Genomic DNA, 19497 nt, shown 5'->3' with positions numbered 1-19497 from the left:
TGCGCCTCCTTCAATTGATTGGATGATTTATGATTTGAACATGGACTTCAAGACAAATCCGACATTGGCCGGACGTTCTGCCAGTCTGCGCATGAAATATCCATACCAGTCATCGCCATATGGGACATACACGCGCATCGTGTAGCCTTCATCTGCCAGTTGCTGCTGCGCCTGGGTGCGAATGCCGTAAAGCATTTGGAATTCAAATTGAGAGAGAGGAATGTTGTTCTTTTTTACAAAGGTTTTGACGGAGTTGATGATGTTGTCGTCGTGGGTGGCAATGGCTGCATAATCTCCGTTCGTGAGATGCTGTTCGATGATGCGGATGTAATTGGTGTCGACGTCTTCCTTCTTCGGGAAGGCGACTTCGGGCGGCTCTTTGTACGCCCCCTTCACCAGCCTCAAATTCGGCCGGTACCGATGCAGCATGGCGATGTCTTCCTCGCTCTTGTACAAATACGCTTGAATGACCAGCCCAATCGTGCTGCCGAACTCTTCGCGCAGCTGGCAGAACAGATCGATGGAGGCTTCATTGTGCGCATAATCCTCCATATCGATGCGCACGAAGTTATCGTAGCGCGATGCGGCCTCCAGAATGGAGCGCATGTTGCTCAGGCACAGATCACGCGAAATATCCAGGCCGAGCTGCGTCAGCTTAAGCGAGAGATTCGCCTTGACTCCACTCGAGGCAATCTCGTCTAGAGTTCGAATACAGTATTTCATGGATTCTACCGCTTCGTCGGTCGTGGAAATGAATTCACCCAAATGATCGAGGGTCACGACAATGCCTCTATCGTTCAGTTCGCGCACGGCTGTAATCGCTTCCGAAATTTGCTCTCCGGCAACGAACCGCTTCGCGCCGAAGCGCAGCCCGTATTTCTTGGCGGTGCGATTGGCCGTCCTATTCTTCGAAAGAAATAGAAATGCATTTCTCATCAGACTTTCCATGTCCGAAATGCTCCTCCCGGGAATAAAAGTGTTCAAAAAATATACACATATTCTATTTGTGATTAATTATAATCATATTGATTTGGAATTGTAAACACATTTTTTAGAATGATATGGAAATAAGGCGCCGCCATCCAATCGGCAAAACTGTCTTTTTCGTTGCATTTTCAGGAACGGTTTGCCATAATTTAAGAAAATATTAGAAGTGTATGTTCAAAAAGCGACCTTTTTCCCCATAGGGGAAACGTAGTGAGCGAGAGGGCGCTATTAGAACAACCTCTAGAAAAATCGGTGGTTCGAATGATTCTACTACAAGAGATGCAAGCATTTCTCGAATGTTTGCTGCAGACGACGAACGATGCGGTCTCTATTATTGATAAAGAGGGGAACGTTATCTATTGGAATTCAGCAGCAGAGAAAACATACGGAATTGACAGCAAAGAGATTATTGGCAAAAAAATTGGCGACTTTTTCCAGAGGGAATCCATCATGCTCTTTCAAGTCATGGAAGGCGGCCGGCCGGTCCGCCAAGTGTACCATGAGCCGCGTCCGGGCATGCACGTCATGATCAATGCGGCGCCGGTGCTGAGTGCGGATCATACGCTCATCGGCGCCATATCGATTGAGCGCGACGTGACGCAATACGTGAAGCTGAGCGCCGAGATGTACAGCAACCCGGGGGAGCAGGATCTGTCTCCCGAGGTATTCTCGTTCAAGCCGGAAGATTGGAAGCATCTTACGGCGGCAGGCCGGATGGCGACCCCGCTGCTCCTTATGGGAGAGCCGGGCGTAGGCAAGAAATCGCTCGCCGAATGGCTTCATCGGCACAACGAGTGCGAGGGGAATTTCGTGTCGGTCAGCTGCAGCGCCGTTCCGAACGGCCTGCTTGAAGCGGAATTGTTCGGCTACAACGGGGATGGGGAGCGAGCCGGGAAGCTGGACTTGGCTCAGCAGGGAAGCATTTATTTGAAGGATATTCACGTGCTGCCGAAGCGGCTGCAGGAGAAGCTGGCGACTGCGATGCATGAGGGTCGCTACTATCGCTCAGGCGGCTCGGCGCCGGTTCCGCTCCAATGCCGGTTCGTAGCTTCCGTAGCGGAGGAGGCTGCAGGGGAGCAGCATGCGGGGCTCGCTCAGGAGCTGTATTATTCGTTCCAGATTCAGCATCTCTTCCCGCTGCGGGAACGGAAGCAGGATATTCCCGAGCTGTGCCGCCTGTTTTTGGCTGCGGCGTCTGAGAAGGCGGGAATCCCAGTTCCCGTTCTGGGCTCTGATGCGCTGGCCGCCTTGACGGCATTCGATTGGCCCGGCAACCTGCCCCAGCTCAGCAATGCGCTGGCATATGCCGTCATTGCAGCGCAGGATAAGGGCGAGATTACGGCGCGGGAGCTTCCCGATTATGCGCGTCTCATGACGTTGACGGATTTGACGCAGCCCGAGCTGCCGCTAAGCGCCCATTCCGAAGAGATGGAGCGTGCGCTAATCTGCGAGACGCTGCAGCGAACGAAGGGCAACAAGGCGAAGGCCGCCCGCCAGCTCGGCATTTCCCGCGGCGCGTTATACTATAAGATGAAGCAGTATGGGCTAGATTCATAGAGGCTTATAGAGGTTGTTCAATAAGTCTTCTTTTGATCGCAAAAGTGTCCTTTTGAACACGCACTCATGGCTTCGCACAATTCTATGTAGGACACGGGTGATAGAACATCATGAAATTATTTTTTTCGTCGTTTCAGTGGGTCATTTTTATTTTGGCGGGAAGCTTGGTGGCTCCGCTGGCGGTAGGGCATGCATTCGGCTTTGCCCCAGAGGAGATTTCAAGCTTCATGCAGCGCACCTTTTTGTTGATAGGAGTGTCTGGCATGCTGCAGACCTTGTTCGGCCACAGGCTCCCGATTATGGAGAATCCGGCAGGCTTATGGTGGGGCGTATTTTCCGTGTATGCGGGACTAGTCGCTTCCGGTACCTTGGGACTCGATGCCGGATTGATGCAGCTGGAGATGGGGATGTTTCTCGCGGGCGTCATTTTTGCCGTCATTGCCTTGCTCCGCTGCACGGAGGCCATTACGAAGCTGTTCACTCCGCTCGTCGTCGGAACCTATTTGCTGCTGCTCGTCGCGCAACTGAGCGGTTCATTCATGAAAGGGATGCTTGGAATCGGCTATTTGTCGTCCGAGAGCATTAATCTCCGGGTGGCGGTGCCCGCGCTTATTACTCTTGTCATATCGATGCTCTTGCCGCGCAGCTCACGGCCGTTTCTCCGCAACTACTCGGTTCTCATCAGCCTGTGTACCGGCTGGCTGCTGTTTCTCGCGCTTGGAGTGACCGAGCCGCCCGCATCTTCGGGGACATGGTTCGCCGCTCCGCAGCCATTCGCTTGGGGCATGCCCGAATTCGACGTCGGAATCGGGGTGACGGCAGTCTTTATCAGCTTGCTGCTCATCACGAATATGATGACGAGCATCCGGGTCATGGAAGGTGTCATGAAGGACGCCGGGAAGCAGCCGCAGCCGATCGCTTATAATCGCACCATGCTTATTATGGGCGCCAATACAACGCTTTGCGGAATCTTTTCCGCCATGGGCTGCGTGCCGATTTCAGGTACGGCCGGATTCGTGATGGCTACGCGAATCTATCAACGGCTTCCGTTTATCATCGCGAGTGTTTTTATGATAGCAATCAGCTTTTTTCCCGCGCTGACGGCCTTCTTCTCCTCGATACCGATGCCTGTCGGGTATGCGACGATTTTCATCCCGTTCGCCTCGATGATAGGGATCGGCTTGCAGGAATTCCGGGCGGTCCCGATGAATGACCGGAACCGGTTCATTCTCGGCGTATCGCTCATGATCGGCATCGGGTGTATGTTCATACCTGCCTCGGCGGCAGGCGAGCTGCCCGGCCTGCTCAAGACGCTCGCGAACAACGGCATAATATTGGGCATGGTGCTGTGCATCGTCATGGAGCAAGGCAGTCTTTTTCTCGATAAGAGAAAGGGAAAAAGTACGGATAAAGCATCGAAAACGGTTTAATGTTTCATTTTCTTATGACTTTTAGGAGGAGTATGTTAGTTGCGACAACTTGTAGATACCGTGTTTCATCAACTGGATATTGCCATTCGCTCGGTCCATCACATGATGGACCAGTTGCCGGAGGAGGATCTTGCGAAGCAGCCGATCCCGGATAAACGTTCCATTCAAGAGATGCTTTCTCATTTGGCTCTAATTTGCAAAGCCGATTGGCTTATAATGAACGAAGCGACGCAGGTGCAAATGGATGAGTTCTACCGCCTTCATACCCCTAATACATTGGAGGAAATGAAGCAGGCGCTGACCGCTCATCACGCAGCGTTGATTCAAGCATTTTCCGGCTTTACGCTGGAACAATTGTTGGAAACGAAGACGTCCTATTGGGGCGTAACCTATACTCGATATGAATGGCTGCTCGAAGTGCTGTGCCATGTCGTCCATCATCGGGGGCAGCTTTATACGTTGCTGTGCGAGCACGTGAAGACGCCTAAGGTTGTATTGTTCGAGTAAGCGCGGCAGGCAGAACCCGCTTGTGTCTTGCAATGACATGACCGGATTGCTCTGCGTCCCTTTGAACCGATGGGATTTTCTGCTGCTAACCATTCTTAGTGAAATGAGATGATGTCATGACTGTAGTGGAATTGAAGGAACTGACGATTCAAGACGGCACGGACATCTACGACATGCTGCAGGAGATTGGCCCGGGGGAGAGCGGATTTGCCAATAGCGGCTATGGTGTGCCTGCCGAGCGTTTCAAGGCGTATTTGAAAAAATATTGGCGTATGTCCCACGGGATTAATCTTCCGCCCCAATATGTGCCGCAAACAATATATTGGCTATTTGTGAACGGCAGGCCCGTCGGTTACGGCAAGCTGCGCAAATACTTGAACGATGCATTGCGGGAAAGGGGAGGCCATATCGGATATGTTATCCGGCCTTCTGAACGCGGCAAAGGATATGGCACCTTGCTGCTTAGAGAGCTTCTGGGCAAAGCCGGAGAGAAGGGGCTCCTTGAAGTTTTAATTACCGTTGACGAGGATAATGCGCGTTCGAGAAAGGTAGCAGAGGCGAACGGCGGCCAGTTGACCGAACTGAAGGATGGAATTTGCAAGTACTGGATTCGTAAATTGCAGAAAGTGGAGAGGCCTTAATATGATGAAAAAAATCGCGTTTCCCGATGCGTTGCTGGAGCATATAAGAGAGAATGATTGGGTGCAAGACACGATAGGCATGTCGGGCGCGCACGTGTTTCAAGTGCAGACGACCGCTGGTGAAGCGGCCTATTTGAAAGTGTCCCCCAGCGGTTGGGAGACAACGCTCGCCGGGGAGAAGCGGGCGCTGGAATGGCTGCGCGGCAAGCTGCCGGTGCCGGATCTGCTCTATTACGAGGAAACGAACGGCTATGACTTCTTGCTCATGTCTGCGGTTGAAGGAGACATGTGCTGCTCTCCGGCTCTTCTGTCCCGACCAGAAAAAACGGCGCGCTTGCTAGGAGCTGGATTGGCGCTCTTCCATCAGGTCGATACGCGGGATTGCCCGATAGATAATCGGTTGGAGCGCAAGCTGGTGGAGGCTGAGAAACGTCTTCTGGCGGGACTCGTCGATGAAGCGGATTTTAATGAGGACAATCTGGGCAAGTCGGCGGCACAATTGTATCAACAGCTCGTGCGAGAACGTCCGCAGGCGGAGGATATCGTGTTCACGCATGGTGACTACTGTTTGCCGAATATTTTGGTGCGACATGGCAAGATTGGCGGTTTCATTGATCTGGGCCGCTGCGGATTGGCGGATCGTTATCAAGATATCGGCATTGGGATACGCAGCATGATGCATAACTTCGGAACGCATAAGTACAGGCAGCCGTTTCTGGAAGGATACGGAATCGGATCGGTAGATGAGGATAAGGTGAATTACTATATTTTACTGGATGAAATGTTTTGAACCGGGTTGAAAAGAAAAGAGTAACACTGAGCGCAGAAATATCAGTCCGCACAGCCCTGTTCCGTTAGGAATGGGGTTGTGTTGTGTTGAAAATGTTGTTAATCTTTTCCTTTGCATCGTATATAATGAACGTGCACGCCCAATTTGTATGAACCCATCTCCAGCATGAGCGTACGAGCTCATTCTTCCTAAGGAGGTCAACATGAACTTCTCGCCTTTTGCCCCCAGTCCTATGGAAAGCTTTATAACCACGATTATCCCGCTGGGTTTCATCATCGTATTTGGAATCATTCTTTTCAGCTTGATTAAAGGCATCTCCCAATGGAGTTATAACAATAAACAGCCGCTCTTGACGGTGGAAGCGATCGTCGTGGGCAAGCGGACAAAGATTAGGGATCATCACGCCCATGATGGTGATTTTCATCATCATACCGTTACGACCTACTACACGACCTTTGAAGTGGAGAGCGGGGACCGGATGGAGTTTCAGATCAAGGAGCGGGATTTCGGCATGATGGCGGAAGGCGATCGCGGCAGATTGACTTTTCAAGGCACACGGTTTGTAAGCTTCGAGAGAAATGATATTTTAAGAAGTCAGAATAGAGCTGAGCCATAATGTCGATGTCACGGATGAAGAGGAGGAACCAAGAAGGTGTGGTGCGTCAATTCAAGGGCAATCATTGAACGCAACAATCGGCACGGTGTGGAAATTGTCGTCCAGAACCGCTCAAAGCGGATCAACCGACCACCATCGAGCTCCCTGGCGGCAGAGTTGAGCCCTGCGAATCGTTGACAGAAGCGCTCCGCCGCGAAGTGAAGGGAAGAGACCGGTCTGGATATCGTCGCAATTGAGGGATATGAGACGAGGGTGGATACAGTGGGCATCGAGTCGGAGTTCGAAGTGGAATGCATGCGGCCGTTTGCCGCATATCAGAGGATCTGCGGACCATTCGAATCGGTCGGCTGCTATTTTCGAGCGTGGACAGAGCGGGCATCCTATTTTATTTGAAGCATTTGGGGGTTGGCGCGAGCAGGAACGATGGACGTTGTGGATTAACCCGAAAGAATGAAAGTGAATAAAGATATAGCCATTTCATCCTGAAGGCGATATGCTTTAAACTAGTATTTGCTGTGAATGCAGCATTGCGCACTAATGAGATTGACTGACACAAAGGGTGATGTAGCGTGTGGCTAATTGCAGTTGCGGTTGTCGTTATTGTTCTCTTGTTGATGGGGATTGCGGTTATTAGCCGCTATGCGTTCAGGCAGGTGACGTTGTGGGAAAGAAGCTCCTTGGACAGCGCTTTTGCGGCGGTGGAAGGATTCGGGCTGCTGACAAGAGCGGAATTCGAGAGCATGAAAAAGGAAGATGTCAGCATCATGTCCAAGGATGGACACAGGTTAAGAGGTTATTATATCGAGCGCTATCCGGACGGCAATAAAGTCATTATTCTTGTACACGGGTATACCGCAAATCATATTATTGCGGCACAGTTCATCAGCCTGTTCGCAGATGAAGGTTTCAATGTTCTGCTTATCGATCAGCGAGGCCATGGCCGCAGCGAAGGATCGTATGCGAGCTATGGCTTCCATGAACGCGGCGATTTGGATGCGTGGGTGGAATTTGCAAGACAACGGGCGGGCACAGACGCCTTCATCGGTTTGCATGGGCAATCGATGGGCGGCGGCACGGTGCTAATGTATGCCGGCATTAACCAACATGTGAAGTTCATTATAGCGGACTGCCCTTATTCCGATATGGAAGCATTGATGAAATATCAATTGAAGCAGTTGAACCGTGTTCCGTTATTCCCGTTTATGCGCCTGCTGGACAGAAGCCTGAAAAAGAAAGTAAAGTTCTCCATGAGACAGGTAAAGCCAATTGATGAGGTGAAGGATAAGGAGATCCCGCTGCTCCTTATACACGGGGACAAGGATACGTTCGTGCCGACGCAGATGAGCATCGATATCCATAACCGGAAGCGCAAAGGGATAAGCGAGCTATTAATTATCGATGGCGCGATTCATGCCAATGCCTACCCGACGGATAAGGAACGTTATCGGGACAAGGTGCATCAATTTTTGCAACAGGTGTTTGAAAAAGAAGTAACCAGTTGATAAAGGAGTCAACAAGATGAAGCAACAAGAGCAGGTGCTGCAGCTAACCATAGAACCGGTACATAAGGGGAATTGGGAGACGGCGCTCGATTTGGAGGTTCACCCTTCCCAAAGGGAGTGGGTGCCAACGGTAGCGGAATCGTTGGCTTCCGCCTACATCCGTCCGGATGACGAACAGATCGATCCGTATGCGGTATATATCAACGGCGTCATGGTCGGATTTTTTTATTATTCGTATACGCCGGGCAGCTGCGATAATTATTGGATCTGCGGCTTTTTCATAGACAAGCTGTATCAAAGACAGGGATATGGAACGAAAGTATTTGCGGCATGCATAGATGAACTGAGAGCGCAATTTCCCGAATGCGGCGTCATTCATTTGACCGTTCACGAGGACAATAAGGTTGCGCAGCGCTTCTACCGGAAACGCGGATTTCTTGATACTGGCATTGTGCGGGAGGAAGCGCGAGAAATCGTGTTCCGATTAACGCTTTGACGCGAACTTTCAGTATGAAGAAAAGGCAGGGCTGGAACGGCCAGCTCTGCCCTTACATCTGGATTAACTCAATATCCCCGCCTGCTGCAGGAAGTCGCGCGCGACCTTTTCGGCAGGAATGCTTTCCACATTCACTTTATAATTCATTGTCCGCATGTCCTCGTCCGTAATTTTTCCAGAGAGCTTATTCAACGTATTCTCCAGCTCGGGATATTTCGCAAGCGTCTCTCTACGCATGAGGGGAGCGCCTTGGTAGGGAGGGAACAATGATTTGTCGTCTTCCAGCACCTTGAGCCCGTACTGCCGCAGCTCGCTATCGGTAGAATAGGCATCGATGAGCGTAATGTCTCCGGTCTCGACGGCGCTGTATCGCAGCATCGGTTCCATCGTCACCAGATTCGGAAACTGGATGCCATACAGCTGTTGAATCCCTTTATAACCATCTTCCCGATCGGAAAATTCAAGCGTGAATCCCGCCTTCAAGAGCGGGGCCGTCTGCTTCAAATCAGAGATGGCATTCAACTGATACTGTTCGGCAATAGCGCTTGGCACTGCCAGCGCATACGTATTGTTATAGTCCATCGGCTGCAGCAGAACCATGCCGAACTGATCCGCCATGCCCTGCTTTGCCTGCTCGTATACCTTGCCGCGCTCCGTGCTGATTGCTTCCTGTTTCAGGAATGTCGTGATCGCTGTACCGGTGAACTCCGGATACATGTCGATTTCACCGGCTTCCAGCGCATGGAATACGAAGGATGTCTTGCCGAAGCCAGGCTTCACTTCCACCTTCAGGTTGGTGTCCTGTTCGATTAGCTGCTTATACATTTGGATCAGAATTTCCGGCTCAGAGCCGAGTTTGCCGGCGATGACCAAGTCTTTCTGGCCAGTTCCCCATGTCATCGGAATCCCAATGAACATGATGGCGGCCAGCATGGCAATGCCGGCGGATTTCAGCGATCCTTTCTGTGACACCCGCTCTGCGACCCGCAGCATGACATCGAACAGCAGCGCCAAGAGTGCGGTGGGGATTGCGCCAAGCACGATAAGCATGTTGTCGTTGCGATCGATGCCAAGCAGTATCAGCTTCCCTAGTCCGCCTGCTCCGATTAACGCGGCCAAGGTAGCTGTACCCACGATTAATACCATGGTGGTCCGTATTCCCGCCATCATGACGGGCAGAGCGAGCGGAAACTCTACGCGGAGCAGACGCTTGCGAAGGTTCATGCCCATGGCGCGGGCGGCTTCGATTAGCGCCGGATCGATTTCTTTAATGCCTGTATAGGTGTTGCGCAGTATGGGAAGCAGCGCATACAGCACAAGCGCGATGATAGCCGGAACCTTGCCGATGCCGACGAGCGGAATGAGCAATCCAAGCAGCGCGAGTGAAGGTATCGTCTGCAGCACGGCGGACGTGCCAATAATCGGTTCCGCCCATTTCGGATGCCTTGTCAAAAAGATGGCCAACGGAATCGCGACGAGAATGGCAAAAAGCAAAGCGATAAAGGAGATCTGGATATGCTCGATCAAGGCGTTCAAGAGCTGATCCTGGCGTTCGATGTAAGTGTTCCATAATTGATTCATCCGATTCCCCTCGCTTCCATTCGCTCAGCCAGAAATTGGACCACCGCTTGCCGATTGACGGTTCCGACCAGCTCTCCGTCCTGCTCAATGGGAATGACATCTTCTTGAGCGAGCCGCGACAGCATCTCGGACAGCGAGGCTTGGAAGGAGAGCGGAGCCGCTTCATTCGATAAGCATTGTAATTCCGTTGGCTGCAATAGTTGCTCCAACAGCCATATGCCGTCTGTTATTGTTGAGATCGGCCTAGCGGCGCGGGCGCTTATGAAGTCTCTGACGAAGTCGTCAGCCGGATGCTGCAGCACCTCCTGCGGCGTGCCGCACTGCAGCACCTTGCCATCCCGCATGAGGCAGATGCGGTCTCCCAGCGCAAGCGCCTCCTGCATATCGTGCGTCACGAAGACAATCGTCTTACGAATGCGCTTCTGCAGAGCGGCGATATCCCGCTGCAGCTGGTCGCGGCTCATCGGGTCGAGCGCGCTGAACGGTTCATCCATGAGGATAATGTCCGGATTGGCTGCGAGCGCGCGAACGACTCCCACGCGTTGTTGCTGTCCGCCCGACAATTCATGCGGTTTACGGTTGCGGTAGGTGTCGGGATCGAGGCCAACCATATCCAGCAGTTCGTCGACGCGTGTGCGGATATCGTTTTTACTCCATTTTCGCAGCTCGGGCACGACGGCAATATTTTCCTCAATCGTCATATGAGGGAACAGCGCGATCTGCTGCAGCACATAGCCAATATTCCAGCGCAATTCGTACGGGTTGTAATCGCGGATGTTCCTGCGATGGATGAGAATATCGCCGTCCGTCGTGTCGATAAGCCCGTTAATCAATTTCATCGTGGTCGTTTTGCCGCAGCCGCTCGGACCGATTAGCACGAAAAATTCTCCTTGCTCAATATGCAAATTCAAGTCGTCTACGGCCTTGGTGCCGTCCGGATACGTCTTGGATACATGGTTGAATTCAATCATGGTTCACTCTCCTTATGGTGCCGCCGGCGGCAGTTCGTTCACTTGTGACAGGTAAGGCGGGCAAAGGTGTGCATCAAATTAAATATAGTGGCTTGAAGGTGGAAAAATACACGCTACGAAAAAATCGAATTCATGTCTCGCTGCCGCAAAAAGTTGAAAAAAACATTTTATCGAATGTGAGCTAGGAATTATAGTGGTTCAAAGAGAATTGAAAGATATGGAAGACTCGGTTTATTTAGAGGAACGGCACACGCATATCGATCATGCGCACGAATTGATTGAGTGGTACGCCGATCCAGACAGCAAGGGGCATAATCGCTGGGTGATTCTGAATAAGGATACAGGTGAGTGCTCAGCAGGATTGCTGCAAAAATTTTATTTTGTAAGGGAAGGCGTTATCCGTGACAAGCATTTATACCGGGGCCAATTCTATGATCACGATTGCTATTCGCTGCTAAGAAGAGAATGGACCGGGAGCCAACAATAAGCTGTAGTCATCATAGTAACGATGAACCAGCGTTAACTGAGGGATCCTATGAAAATGGTTCAACTAGGTTTTGTGTTGCTCGCGTTGTTTATGTTTACCGGGACGATCATTTATAACACATCAGACCCATCCGCTTCGCTGCAGCTCTCCGAATCCATGAAGGACACGTATCGCTCCGTGGCGTGGCACAGCTTGGATGAAGCGGAACAAGTCAATGCTATCAATCATTGGAAAGAGGCGGACGTCTCGTTCCGCAAAAATGAACATCTCGAGATTTTTCCGGCAGGCAAAGCACAGGCACATATTTTTGAAAAAATAAAAGACAAGGTCGAGCATTGGATTACGGTTAGCTTTCGCACCACGCGCGGCAAGCTGCTTGGGCCGATTACGGTCGTGATTCATCCGGGCAGCGGGGAGGTCGTCGGATATGTTGCACGCAAATGATAATGATTAGCAAAATCATCGGAGGTCTGCAAAGATGCAATTCATATTGGAAGCATTGGCAAAGAACATGGAATTTACAGCAGCCTTGGCATTGAAGTGCTGCCGGAGGAAGAGGCGTTCCCGATGACCATTCATCAGAAGCTGTCGCGGGTCATGGCGGAGGAGCTATTCGGCATTCGTGACCAGAACGTGTTAAGTGCCGTCGAATGTCATACGACGTTGAAGCCGGGCGCCTCCTTAATGGATAAAGTCTTGTTCATTGCGGATAAGCTGGCTTGGGATCAACCTGGAGTTCCGCCGTACCGGGAGGAAATGATCAGCCGGCTTGAGGTATCATTGGATGAAGCGGCTTTCGCATATATTCATTATTTATGGCGGTAGCGAGAACGGTTAAAGGTTGTTCATCCATGGCTTGAAGCTGCTTACGATGACCTGGCACATCAACTTATGGCAGCCGGAAGCCTTGAAAGCTTCAACATATAGGGGGAGAAGGCATGAACGGTGTCATTGCGGTTGTTCCTTTCCAAGAGAAAATGCAGATTCAGCAGCTTCACGCTGCGTTTGCGGGCAGAGGCATAACCCATCCGGAAGGATATTTCGAGAAGTGCTTCCGCGAAAATCAGAACGGAACACGCTTCACCTTCATAGGCTATGTTGACGGGCAGGTGGGGGGTGTGCGCACTTGAAGACCCAGTCCGATTATCCGCCTTTTCAGGAGCGGGGAATTCCTGAAATCAACGATTTGAACGTGTTCCCTGAATTTCAGAGGAGGGGCATAGCAAGCAGGCTCTTCGATGAATTCGAAACGATTGCCGCTTCCCGTGCGGGTCGCATCGGCGTTGGCGTCGGATTGTTCCAGGATTACGGGAAAGCGCAGATCATGTACGGCAAGCGGGGATATGCATTGGATGGCAACGGCGTCTATTATGACAACATTCGGGTCGAGCCGGGCGAAATGGTGCGGGTGGATGATGATTTGGTTCTTTATTTAGTGAAGGAATTGAATAAAGAATGACTTCGAGAAGAGGGGAGTTAAGCCGGCGAACTGCACGATAAGTAACGAAGGAGGGGGAGTATGTCTTTTTCCTATTCAGGCATCCATCATGTTCAATTGGCGGCGCCTGCGAATTGCGAAGAGGAAGCTCGGCATTTCTACGGGCACGTGCTGCGCATGACGGAGATCGAGAAGCCTGGTAATTTGAAAAAACGGGGCGGCGTCTGGTTCGCCTGCGGCAGCCAGCAGCTCCATATCGGTGTGCAGGTGCCGTTCGCGTCTGCCAAGAAGGCACATCCTGCCTTTGAAGTGAAGGGGTTGAAGGCGCTGCGGGCGCATGTGCTTGCGAATACTATAGGCGTTGTAGAAGATGAGCCTCTGGAAGGATATGATCGCTTCTATTTGTTCGATCCGTTCGGCAATCGGTTGGAATTTATCGAAAAAGCGTAATTCGATAGAAGCATGGGGATGGCTCACATCACGGAAAGCATTGTAGAAGGGATAAGACATGAGAATTATATATTGCAGCGATCCGCTGGATAGCAATCGAGTGGATGCAGACTACAAAACAGAATACGAGGCGGCGCGCAAGCTCGGCTTATCTGCCGGGCTCATTTCATTGGAGCATTTGTTCGCCGATGAACCAGAACAGGCCATTCGAAAAGTGCAATCCGCTTCTGAGGCGGAAGCCGCCATTTACCGGGGATGGATGATCAAGCCTCATTATTATGCAATGTTGTACGATGCACTGAAGAGTAAAGGCATTACCTTGATTAACACGCCGGAGCAATACAGGCATTGCCACCACTTTCCTTGTTCCTATGACATCATCAGGGAAAACACTCCAGCAAGCATCTGGTTTTCGGAGGAGCAGGTGCGGGATAACTTCGACAGCGTGCTTGAAGGGCTGCAGGTGTTCGGCGAACGTCCTGTCATTGTCAAGGACTATGTCAAGTCGCGCAAGCACGAATGGGAGGACGCCTGTTATATCCCCGATGCGGCTGACAAGGAGCATGCTCGGCAAGTTATCAGCAATTTCGTGGCCAGGCAGGGAGATGACCTGAATGAAGGCATCGTGCTCCGGGAATTTGTGCGGCTTGAATTTTTGAACCGTCACCCGAGGAGCGATATGCCGCTGTCGAAAGAATATCGGGTGTTTTTTCTCGATCAGCAGCCTCTCATGATGCTTCATTATTGGGATGAAGCGGAGTATGACGAGGAACGGCCGAATATGGAGCATTTCATGGATATTGCGCGGCGGGTGAAGAGCCGGTTTTTCACAATGGATATCGCGAAGCTGGAGTCAGGGGATTGGATCATCGTGGAGCTAGGCGACGGACAAGTATCGGGCTTGCCTGATCTGGCGGATATCGAAGGATTTTATCGATCGTTCGCCCATCCTAATGATACAATGCTTGGAAAGGAGATGGATTGAACAATGAGTATACGCAAGTTGAAACGTGGAGACGAAATTCGGGTTATCGCTCCTTCCAGAAGCTTGTCTATCATTTCCGTGCCGCAGCGAGAGCTGGCGAAGAGCCGCTTGGAGCAGATGGGGTTTACTGTGACGTATGCCGCTCATGCGGAAGAGACGGATGATTTCTGCTCTTCAGCGATTGAATCCAGAGTGGAGGATTTGCATGAAGCATTCCGCAACCCGAACGTCAAAGCGATCTTGACGGTAATTGGCGGGTATAACAGCAATCAGTTGCTTCGTTATTTGGATTATGAGCTGATAGGGCGCAATCCGAAATTGTTCTGTGGATATTCGGACATCACCGCGTTAAGCAACGCCATGTATGCCAAGGCTGGGCTTGTCACCTACTCCGGCGCTCATTTCTCGACCTTTGGCATGGAACTGGGCATCGAATACACAGCGGAACATTTTCTCAAAATCATGACGACGAATGAGATTATGACGATCATCCCATCGGAACAATGGAGCGACGATGCTTGGTATCTAGACCAGGAACGGCGGGAATTCATCTCGAACGAAGGATGGACGATCATTCAGGCAGGCGCTTGTGAAGGAACGATAATCGGCGGCAATTTATGCACGTTGAACTTGTTGCAAGGCACGGAGTACATGCCAGAGCTGCGCGGGGCCGTATTATTTCTGGAGGATGACGAGCTGTCCAGTCCGGAAACATTCGATAGAGACTTGCAGTCCTTGCTCCACCAGCCTGGCGCTGAGGAGGCGCGCGGCTTGGTCATCGGCCGTTTCCAGAAATCATCGCGTATGACGCTTGATTTGTTGAAGAAAATTATCGCCGCCAAGCAAGAGCTGCAGGGTATCCCGGTCATTGCCAACGTAGATTTTGGTCATACGTCGCCGCAATTCACGTTCCCGATCGGTGGATACGCCAAGCTGGATGCGAATCGTGAGGTTCCGCTGCTGCAGTTCCGTGAGGAGCCGTTCTAGGAGCGGTCAGATTGGAAAATGTAATTGCGGGCGGCTGGATGAAGAACCGGTAATGGAATGCGCATTAATAGAAGGCCGTGTTGCAGGCTCGTAAAGAAGCTTGCGGCACGGTCTTTTTCAGCGCCAGCCGGGCCAAGGTTAGGGACAAACGGATGCGGCAACTGCAAAAGCGCATCTAAAATCGCGATTCCCGCCGAGATTTGGCATTCTAACAGCAAAAATACATCTCATTGACCTGATTTTTCGTGATTTGAGCGAAGATGAGCCGAAATAACTGTATTTTTGCAGTCCGGGGTCCAAAATCCAGGAAAAGCCGCTGAAATAGCTGCACTTTTGCACTTCGATTGCCCGGCGTCCCCGTTATTCACAAAAATGGGTCTTCAGATTCTCCCTCGGTATCCAACCAACCTGCCTCTGGCTCACTGCCGCTCATCTTTTCACACCAAATCCAACCGTTGAGCTCCCTTATTCCAATAACGTGATCACCGATATCAACATCTAACTCCTTGGCCTTATAATCTTCTGCAATTCATCCGCAGCCGCTCAGTTCTGTTGCCGGCCAATTGGATATAAAAGCGAACAGACGTTCCTTTTTTGCTATAGATATATATTACTCCGCAATTACGAATTCTTGCAATAAGATAAAACACCTATATATGGATTTTATTCCATTAATATTATATAATTACATTGTAAGTATAATTTATAAATGGAGGTGATGAAAGTGAAAAATTTTTTGAGCAAATTAACTGGATTTCAACCTGCCGCCGCCCGCTGCATTTTAACCCGGAGAGTTGTCTCGTGCAGATCTGACGCTCTCTGCGTAATGCAAAAGGTTTCATCATGGGAATATTATGTTGACCGGGATACTGGAGAACAATGTACGACGCCAATGAAGGTCAGATGCGGTTGCTAACAATGGCATGGATTTAATAGAGTTATAAGAAAAGCGCGGCAGCGATATTTGCGCCTTACTGCGTGCAATATCGCTGCTGTTTTTTTAGAAGCATGCTTCTCTGCGCTTCATAAGCACTTATTACTTGAATCAACCGGGGAGAGGAGGCTTGGGTCATCCTCAACTTATGATTTTGTTATTATTGGATCTATTTTCATTGGCCAGCAAACCCCAAAGCGCGTTAAAACTCGACAATGGACTATGGTACTCGAGAATTCCTTCTTGATTGACCATAAATGCATAGGGAACACGCGAAACATCGTAGGCTTCCATAACTTCCGGGGAGCGAATATATTCGATGCCGGATGGCAGAACCTCCAGAATGTTGTCATCATTTGAATGTTTGTCCGTATTGATGACTACTATTTTCAGGTCCAAGTTCGCTACTACCTTTTTCAACTCAGGTAAAATACTTTTGCAGGTTTGACACGTTGTGCTTATAAATAAAAGCAATACTTTGTTTTGGCTGAGTAATTCTTTGAGGATAACCTTTTCTCTTTTTGAGTTCCATTCGCGAAATAACGGCACCTGTTCTCCAATTTGAAGTCCAGTCAACGTAATTCCGCCAATGCTCCTTATTTTTGCGAGAAATTGGCCGATTAGCCGTGCCAGCATAAAGACGAGCCACAACTGCGCTAAAACTAAAATCAAAGTAGTGATAAGGATTAAATCTGTCATGTGTTTATCAATCTCCTATCGTCTTTGTCGTTTTGCTCAATTCAACCTCTCCATTACAGAAAATAGCTTTTTCTTGATGTCGTGCAATTGTTTGAATAGATACATCAATAAAAAAATGATTATCGAGGCAAAAGCCAATTCTATTTGGTTCACCAAACTTACTTCTTCTTTGGATAAGAATTGAACTTTCCATACCGCGATAACAACCATTATCATGAAGAGGTTCCGCAGTACTAGTCCCCATCGCAAACGCTCATTTTCCAATACTCCTCCACAGCCGCAAGATATGTCTTTATGTCCGCGAAGCAAGTTGTAACCGATTGCAAATGTATAGATGCTTAAAAGACCAGATATACTGATGGCATGATAGATCGTTATACCCGTTACAGGAATGGTCAGGCTTATTGTGATTTCAGCCAGCACAAAACAAATAAAAGACGGATATAAGAATTGGTCTGGAACAATGTGATAAGCATTCATTGTGCGCAGCTGTTTAGAAGAATTGAATATTTTATGCAAGGATGTTGTGAAAAATAATAACGCAATCAAATTTTCAACAATTATGATCAGTCCCAGCATGCTAGATGACAACCTCACTTTCCTGATAGAATCTGGCTTGAGCGTAATATAAACGGCGGTACTCTCCTTCATGACGAAGGAGTTGCTCATGCGATCCTTCCTCCACGATTCGGCCATCCTTCATGACCAAGATATGATCGGCCTGAGAGGCGACGCCAAGACGATGAGTAATGATTAACACTGCTTTGTCATCATTCATTTGAAATAAATGATTAATGATGTCAAGTTCAGATCTAGGGTCCAATGCTGAAGTCGGCTCATCAAGAATGATTACGTCACTGTTCTTGAATAATGCCCTTGATAAGGCGATCCTTTGCCATTGTCCCCCAGACAACTCATTCCCTCCATCAAAAAATCGTCCTAGCATAGATTTGTATTGCTGAGGCAATTTCAATATATAATCGTGAATTTTCGTTTTTTCGGCGGCATTCATAATTTCGGACAGGTTTGAATTTTCGATATTTCCGAATCCGATATTGTCCTGCGCGCTGAACTCATATGCTATGAAATCCTGGAACAAAGCAGAGATGCGCTGCTGATAGGATTCAATGTCAATACTGTTAATGGGATTTTGATTTATGCAAATCATGTCGCCACCGGTTTCATATAACCCTAAAATACACTTGATTAATGAAGTTTTACCGGAACCGTTCTCTCCCACAATAACGATATTTTTGCCTCTTTCAATACATAAATTTACATTTTTTAGCGATGGATGCTTTTGGTTGGGATATGTAAATGTTAAATTCTGCACTTTGATTTGGTTTATTTCTCCGCATTTGATTTGTGACGGAGATTTTATAATTTCTTCTTTTTGTTGGAAGTTTCTCAGATCATCGATGTATAAACTGATTTCGTACACATTGGAAATCGAACTGGTAATTTCGTTCAATCCTGATTGGATGCTTTGAATCGATTGCAATGCTGCTACAAACGCACCGACTTCTATTCTGTTTTTTGATATCAAAATGATAATGAAAATACCTGAGACGATGTAAGTAATCGTTAGTAAAAAGCTTCCTTTCAGTTCCCACTTGCCCTGCCTTTTCAATAAGTTATATTTTTCTTGTGCGCTCAATCTATAAAAGGCAGACCATTGTTCAATCAGATGCGGACCCAATCCAAAAAGGCGAATTTCCTTTAGCGAATCCCGCTGGCTTAAAAGATCGGAAATATACATTTCTCTTCTCTGGTATGGAGTCAAAAATCTTGCGAGGATATATCTTTTATTGCCAAAATGAATATTAATCAACAGTATCGGAATGGAGAACAGAAACACAATCACAAGTAATCCCCAATGGACATTGGCAATGTAACCGACCAAAGAAACGACTGTAATTACCGAAGTCACTAAAGTTAATATGGTCTTCACCATTGATACAAGTTGTAAATGGCTATTGATGATGCGTTGATTCTGATCATAAAATGACGGATCCTCAAAGGTTGAGTATGGCAGATTGATGATTTTGGAAAATATCTGTTTTTTTAGTGCAAGTCCTAGCACATTTTCAAGTTTTTGATCATTCATTTGCGACAACAATTGAAGAATATAGGCTGAAATAATGACAAGCATTTGAAGACTCAGAATCGTTAAAGCATGGGAAAAACCCTTTTGAGATTGGGTAATCAAAATGATTTCATTCACTAATTCTTGCATCGTCCAGACGCTAAGCAAAGGTAAAACACCCAAAATAACATGAATGGCAATAGAGTAGTAAAAATATGGTTTGTTGAATTTCCAAATATATTTGGTAACAAAAATCGCCCCGGTTAAGATATTTCTCACGGAATACATTACGTTCCACCTTTCAGTTCCCTTATAAATAATTTGCCTTTTAAGGAAAAGATAGACATAATATA

23 protein-coding genes are annotated in these 19497 nt (G+C 48.9%); 16 read left to right on the top strand and 7 right to left on the bottom strand.

All coding sequences use genetic code 11. From position 1 onward, the window contains the following. Positions 1-27 precede the first annotated feature (27 nt). A complete protein-coding gene (locus JSQ80_RS01550; protein WP_206094081.1) occupies positions 28-948 on the bottom strand; it encodes a proline dehydrogenase family protein in 921 nt (306 codons plus the stop codon). A gap of 300 nt (positions 949-1248) precedes the next feature. Here JSQ80_RS01550 and JSQ80_RS01545 point away from each other — a divergent pair, with 300 nt between their 5' ends. From JSQ80_RS01545 to JSQ80_RS01510, 8 genes are all read left to right on the top strand, one after another. Further along, positions 1249-2544, top strand: a complete 1296-nt coding sequence (locus JSQ80_RS01545; protein WP_206094080.1) for a sigma 54-interacting transcriptional regulator — start codon at positions 1249-1251, stop codon at positions 2542-2544. Between the two features lie 110 nt (positions 2545-2654). Beyond that, positions 2655-3974 carry a purine/pyrimidine permease gene (locus JSQ80_RS01540; RefSeq protein ID WP_206094079.1) on the top strand — a complete coding sequence of 440 codons (1320 nt, stop codon included), beginning with the start codon at positions 2655-2657 and terminating at the stop codon, positions 3972-3974. 39 nt (positions 3975-4013) lie between these two features. After that, positions 4014-4481 (top strand): DinB family protein, encoded by a 468-nt coding sequence (locus JSQ80_RS01535; RefSeq protein WP_206094078.1) that lies wholly within the window; start codon positions 4014-4016, stop codon positions 4479-4481. A gap of 116 nt (positions 4482-4597) precedes the next feature. Then, a complete protein-coding gene (locus JSQ80_RS01530) occupies positions 4598-5122 on the top strand; it encodes a GNAT family N-acetyltransferase (protein WP_206094077.1) in 525 nt (174 codons plus the stop codon). Position 5123: 1 nt separating this feature from the next. Beyond that, positions 5124-5912, top strand: coding sequence for an APH(3') family aminoglycoside O-phosphotransferase (locus JSQ80_RS01525; RefSeq protein WP_206094076.1), 789 nt, complete (start codon positions 5124-5126; stop codon positions 5910-5912). A 202-nt stretch (positions 5913-6114) separates the two neighbouring features. Then, positions 6115-6528, top strand: a complete 414-nt coding sequence (locus tag JSQ80_RS01520) for a DUF2500 domain-containing protein (RefSeq protein ID WP_206094075.1) — start codon at positions 6115-6117, stop codon at positions 6526-6528. Positions 6529-7097: 569 nt separating this feature from the next. Then, on the top strand, positions 7098-8030 hold the full coding sequence (locus JSQ80_RS01515) for an alpha/beta hydrolase (RefSeq protein ID WP_087433553.1): 933 nt from the start codon (positions 7098-7100) through the stop codon (positions 8028-8030). A 16-nt stretch (positions 8031-8046) separates the two neighbouring features. Beyond that, positions 8047-8526 (top strand): GNAT family N-acetyltransferase, encoded by a 480-nt coding sequence (locus tag JSQ80_RS01510; protein ID WP_206094074.1) that lies wholly within the window; start codon positions 8047-8049, stop codon positions 8524-8526. A 63-nt stretch (positions 8527-8589) separates the two neighbouring features. Here JSQ80_RS01510 and JSQ80_RS01505 read toward each other — a convergent pair whose 3' ends face one another. Next, positions 8590-10107 (bottom strand): ABC transporter permease/substrate-binding protein, encoded by a 1518-nt coding sequence (locus JSQ80_RS01505; protein ID WP_206094073.1) that lies wholly within the window; start codon positions 10105-10107, stop codon positions 8590-8592. Next, the gene (locus JSQ80_RS01500) at positions 10104-11078 is read right to left on the bottom strand and encodes an ABC transporter ATP-binding protein (RefSeq protein WP_206094072.1); all 975 of its coding nucleotides are present in this window, start codon (positions 11076-11078) and stop codon (positions 10104-10106) included. The genes JSQ80_RS01505 and JSQ80_RS01500 overlap by 4 nt, the downstream gene beginning before the upstream one ends. 217 nt (positions 11079-11295) lie before the next feature. On the opposite strand from JSQ80_RS01500, the gene JSQ80_RS01495 reads away from it, so the two are divergent. From JSQ80_RS01495 to JSQ80_RS01465, 8 genes are all read left to right on the top strand, one after another. After that, positions 11296-11565, top strand: coding sequence for a GNAT family N-acetyltransferase (locus tag JSQ80_RS01495; protein WP_206094071.1), 270 nt, complete (start codon positions 11296-11298; stop codon positions 11563-11565). Positions 11566-11613: 48 nt separating this feature from the next. Beyond that, on the top strand, positions 11614-12009 hold the full coding sequence (locus JSQ80_RS01490) for a hypothetical protein (protein WP_206094070.1): 396 nt from the start codon (positions 11614-11616) through the stop codon (positions 12007-12009). Between the two features lie 123 nt (positions 12010-12132). Continuing rightward, positions 12133-12390 (top strand): hypothetical protein, encoded by a 258-nt coding sequence (locus JSQ80_RS01485; RefSeq protein WP_206094069.1) that lies wholly within the window; start codon positions 12133-12135, stop codon positions 12388-12390. A 113-nt stretch (positions 12391-12503) separates the two neighbouring features. After that, positions 12504-12695, top strand: a complete 192-nt coding sequence (locus JSQ80_RS28850; protein WP_240463450.1) for a hypothetical protein — start codon at positions 12504-12506, stop codon at positions 12693-12695. Then, positions 12692-13024, top strand: a complete 333-nt coding sequence (locus JSQ80_RS01480) for a GNAT family N-acetyltransferase (RefSeq protein ID WP_240463448.1) — start codon at positions 12692-12694, stop codon at positions 13022-13024. Before JSQ80_RS28850 ends, JSQ80_RS01480 begins: the two co-directional genes overlap by 4 nt. Positions 13025-13084: 60 nt before the next feature. Continuing rightward, a complete protein-coding gene (locus JSQ80_RS01475; RefSeq protein WP_087433559.1) occupies positions 13085-13453 on the top strand; it encodes a VOC family protein in 369 nt (122 codons plus the stop codon). 58 nt (positions 13454-13511) lie between these two features. After that, positions 13512-14438: an ATP-grasp domain-containing protein gene (locus JSQ80_RS01470; protein ID WP_206094068.1), complete on the top strand. Its 927-nt coding sequence runs from the start codon at positions 13512-13514 to the stop codon at positions 14436-14438. Positions 14439-14441: 3 nt separating this feature from the next. Continuing rightward, positions 14442-15425, top strand: coding sequence for a S66 family peptidase (locus JSQ80_RS01465; protein WP_206094067.1), 984 nt, complete (start codon positions 14442-14444; stop codon positions 15423-15425). Here JSQ80_RS01465 and JSQ80_RS01460 read toward each other — a convergent pair. The 4 genes from JSQ80_RS01460 to JSQ80_RS01445 all read right to left on the bottom strand — a co-directional run bounded on the left by JSQ80_RS01460 (position 15422) and on the right by JSQ80_RS01445 (position 19432). Next, positions 15422-15643, bottom strand: coding sequence for a hypothetical protein (locus tag JSQ80_RS01460; protein ID WP_206094066.1), 222 nt, complete (start codon positions 15641-15643; stop codon positions 15422-15424). The two genes, JSQ80_RS01465 and JSQ80_RS01460, sit on opposite strands and share 4 nt — an antisense overlap. 857 nt (positions 15644-16500) lie before the next feature. Continuing rightward, positions 16501-17058 (bottom strand): TlpA family protein disulfide reductase, encoded by a 558-nt coding sequence (locus JSQ80_RS01455; protein ID WP_206094065.1) that lies wholly within the window; start codon positions 17056-17058, stop codon positions 16501-16503. 36 nt (positions 17059-17094) lie between these two features. Beyond that, positions 17095-17637, bottom strand: a complete 543-nt coding sequence (locus JSQ80_RS01450; protein ID WP_206094064.1) for a MauE/DoxX family redox-associated membrane protein — start codon at positions 17635-17637, stop codon at positions 17095-17097. A gap of 1 nt (position 17638) precedes the next feature. Beyond that, positions 17639-19432, bottom strand: a complete 1794-nt coding sequence (locus JSQ80_RS01445) for an ABC transporter ATP-binding protein (protein ID WP_206094063.1) — start codon at positions 19430-19432, stop codon at positions 17639-17641. Positions 19433-19497: the final 65 nt, after the last annotated feature.

The organism is Paenibacillus apiarius (assembly GCF_017052585.1).
Taxonomy (GTDB): domain Bacteria; phylum Bacillota; class Bacilli; order Paenibacillales; family Paenibacillaceae; genus Paenibacillus_B; species Paenibacillus_B apiarius.
This window is presented reverse-complemented; position numbering and strand designations above follow the sequence as displayed.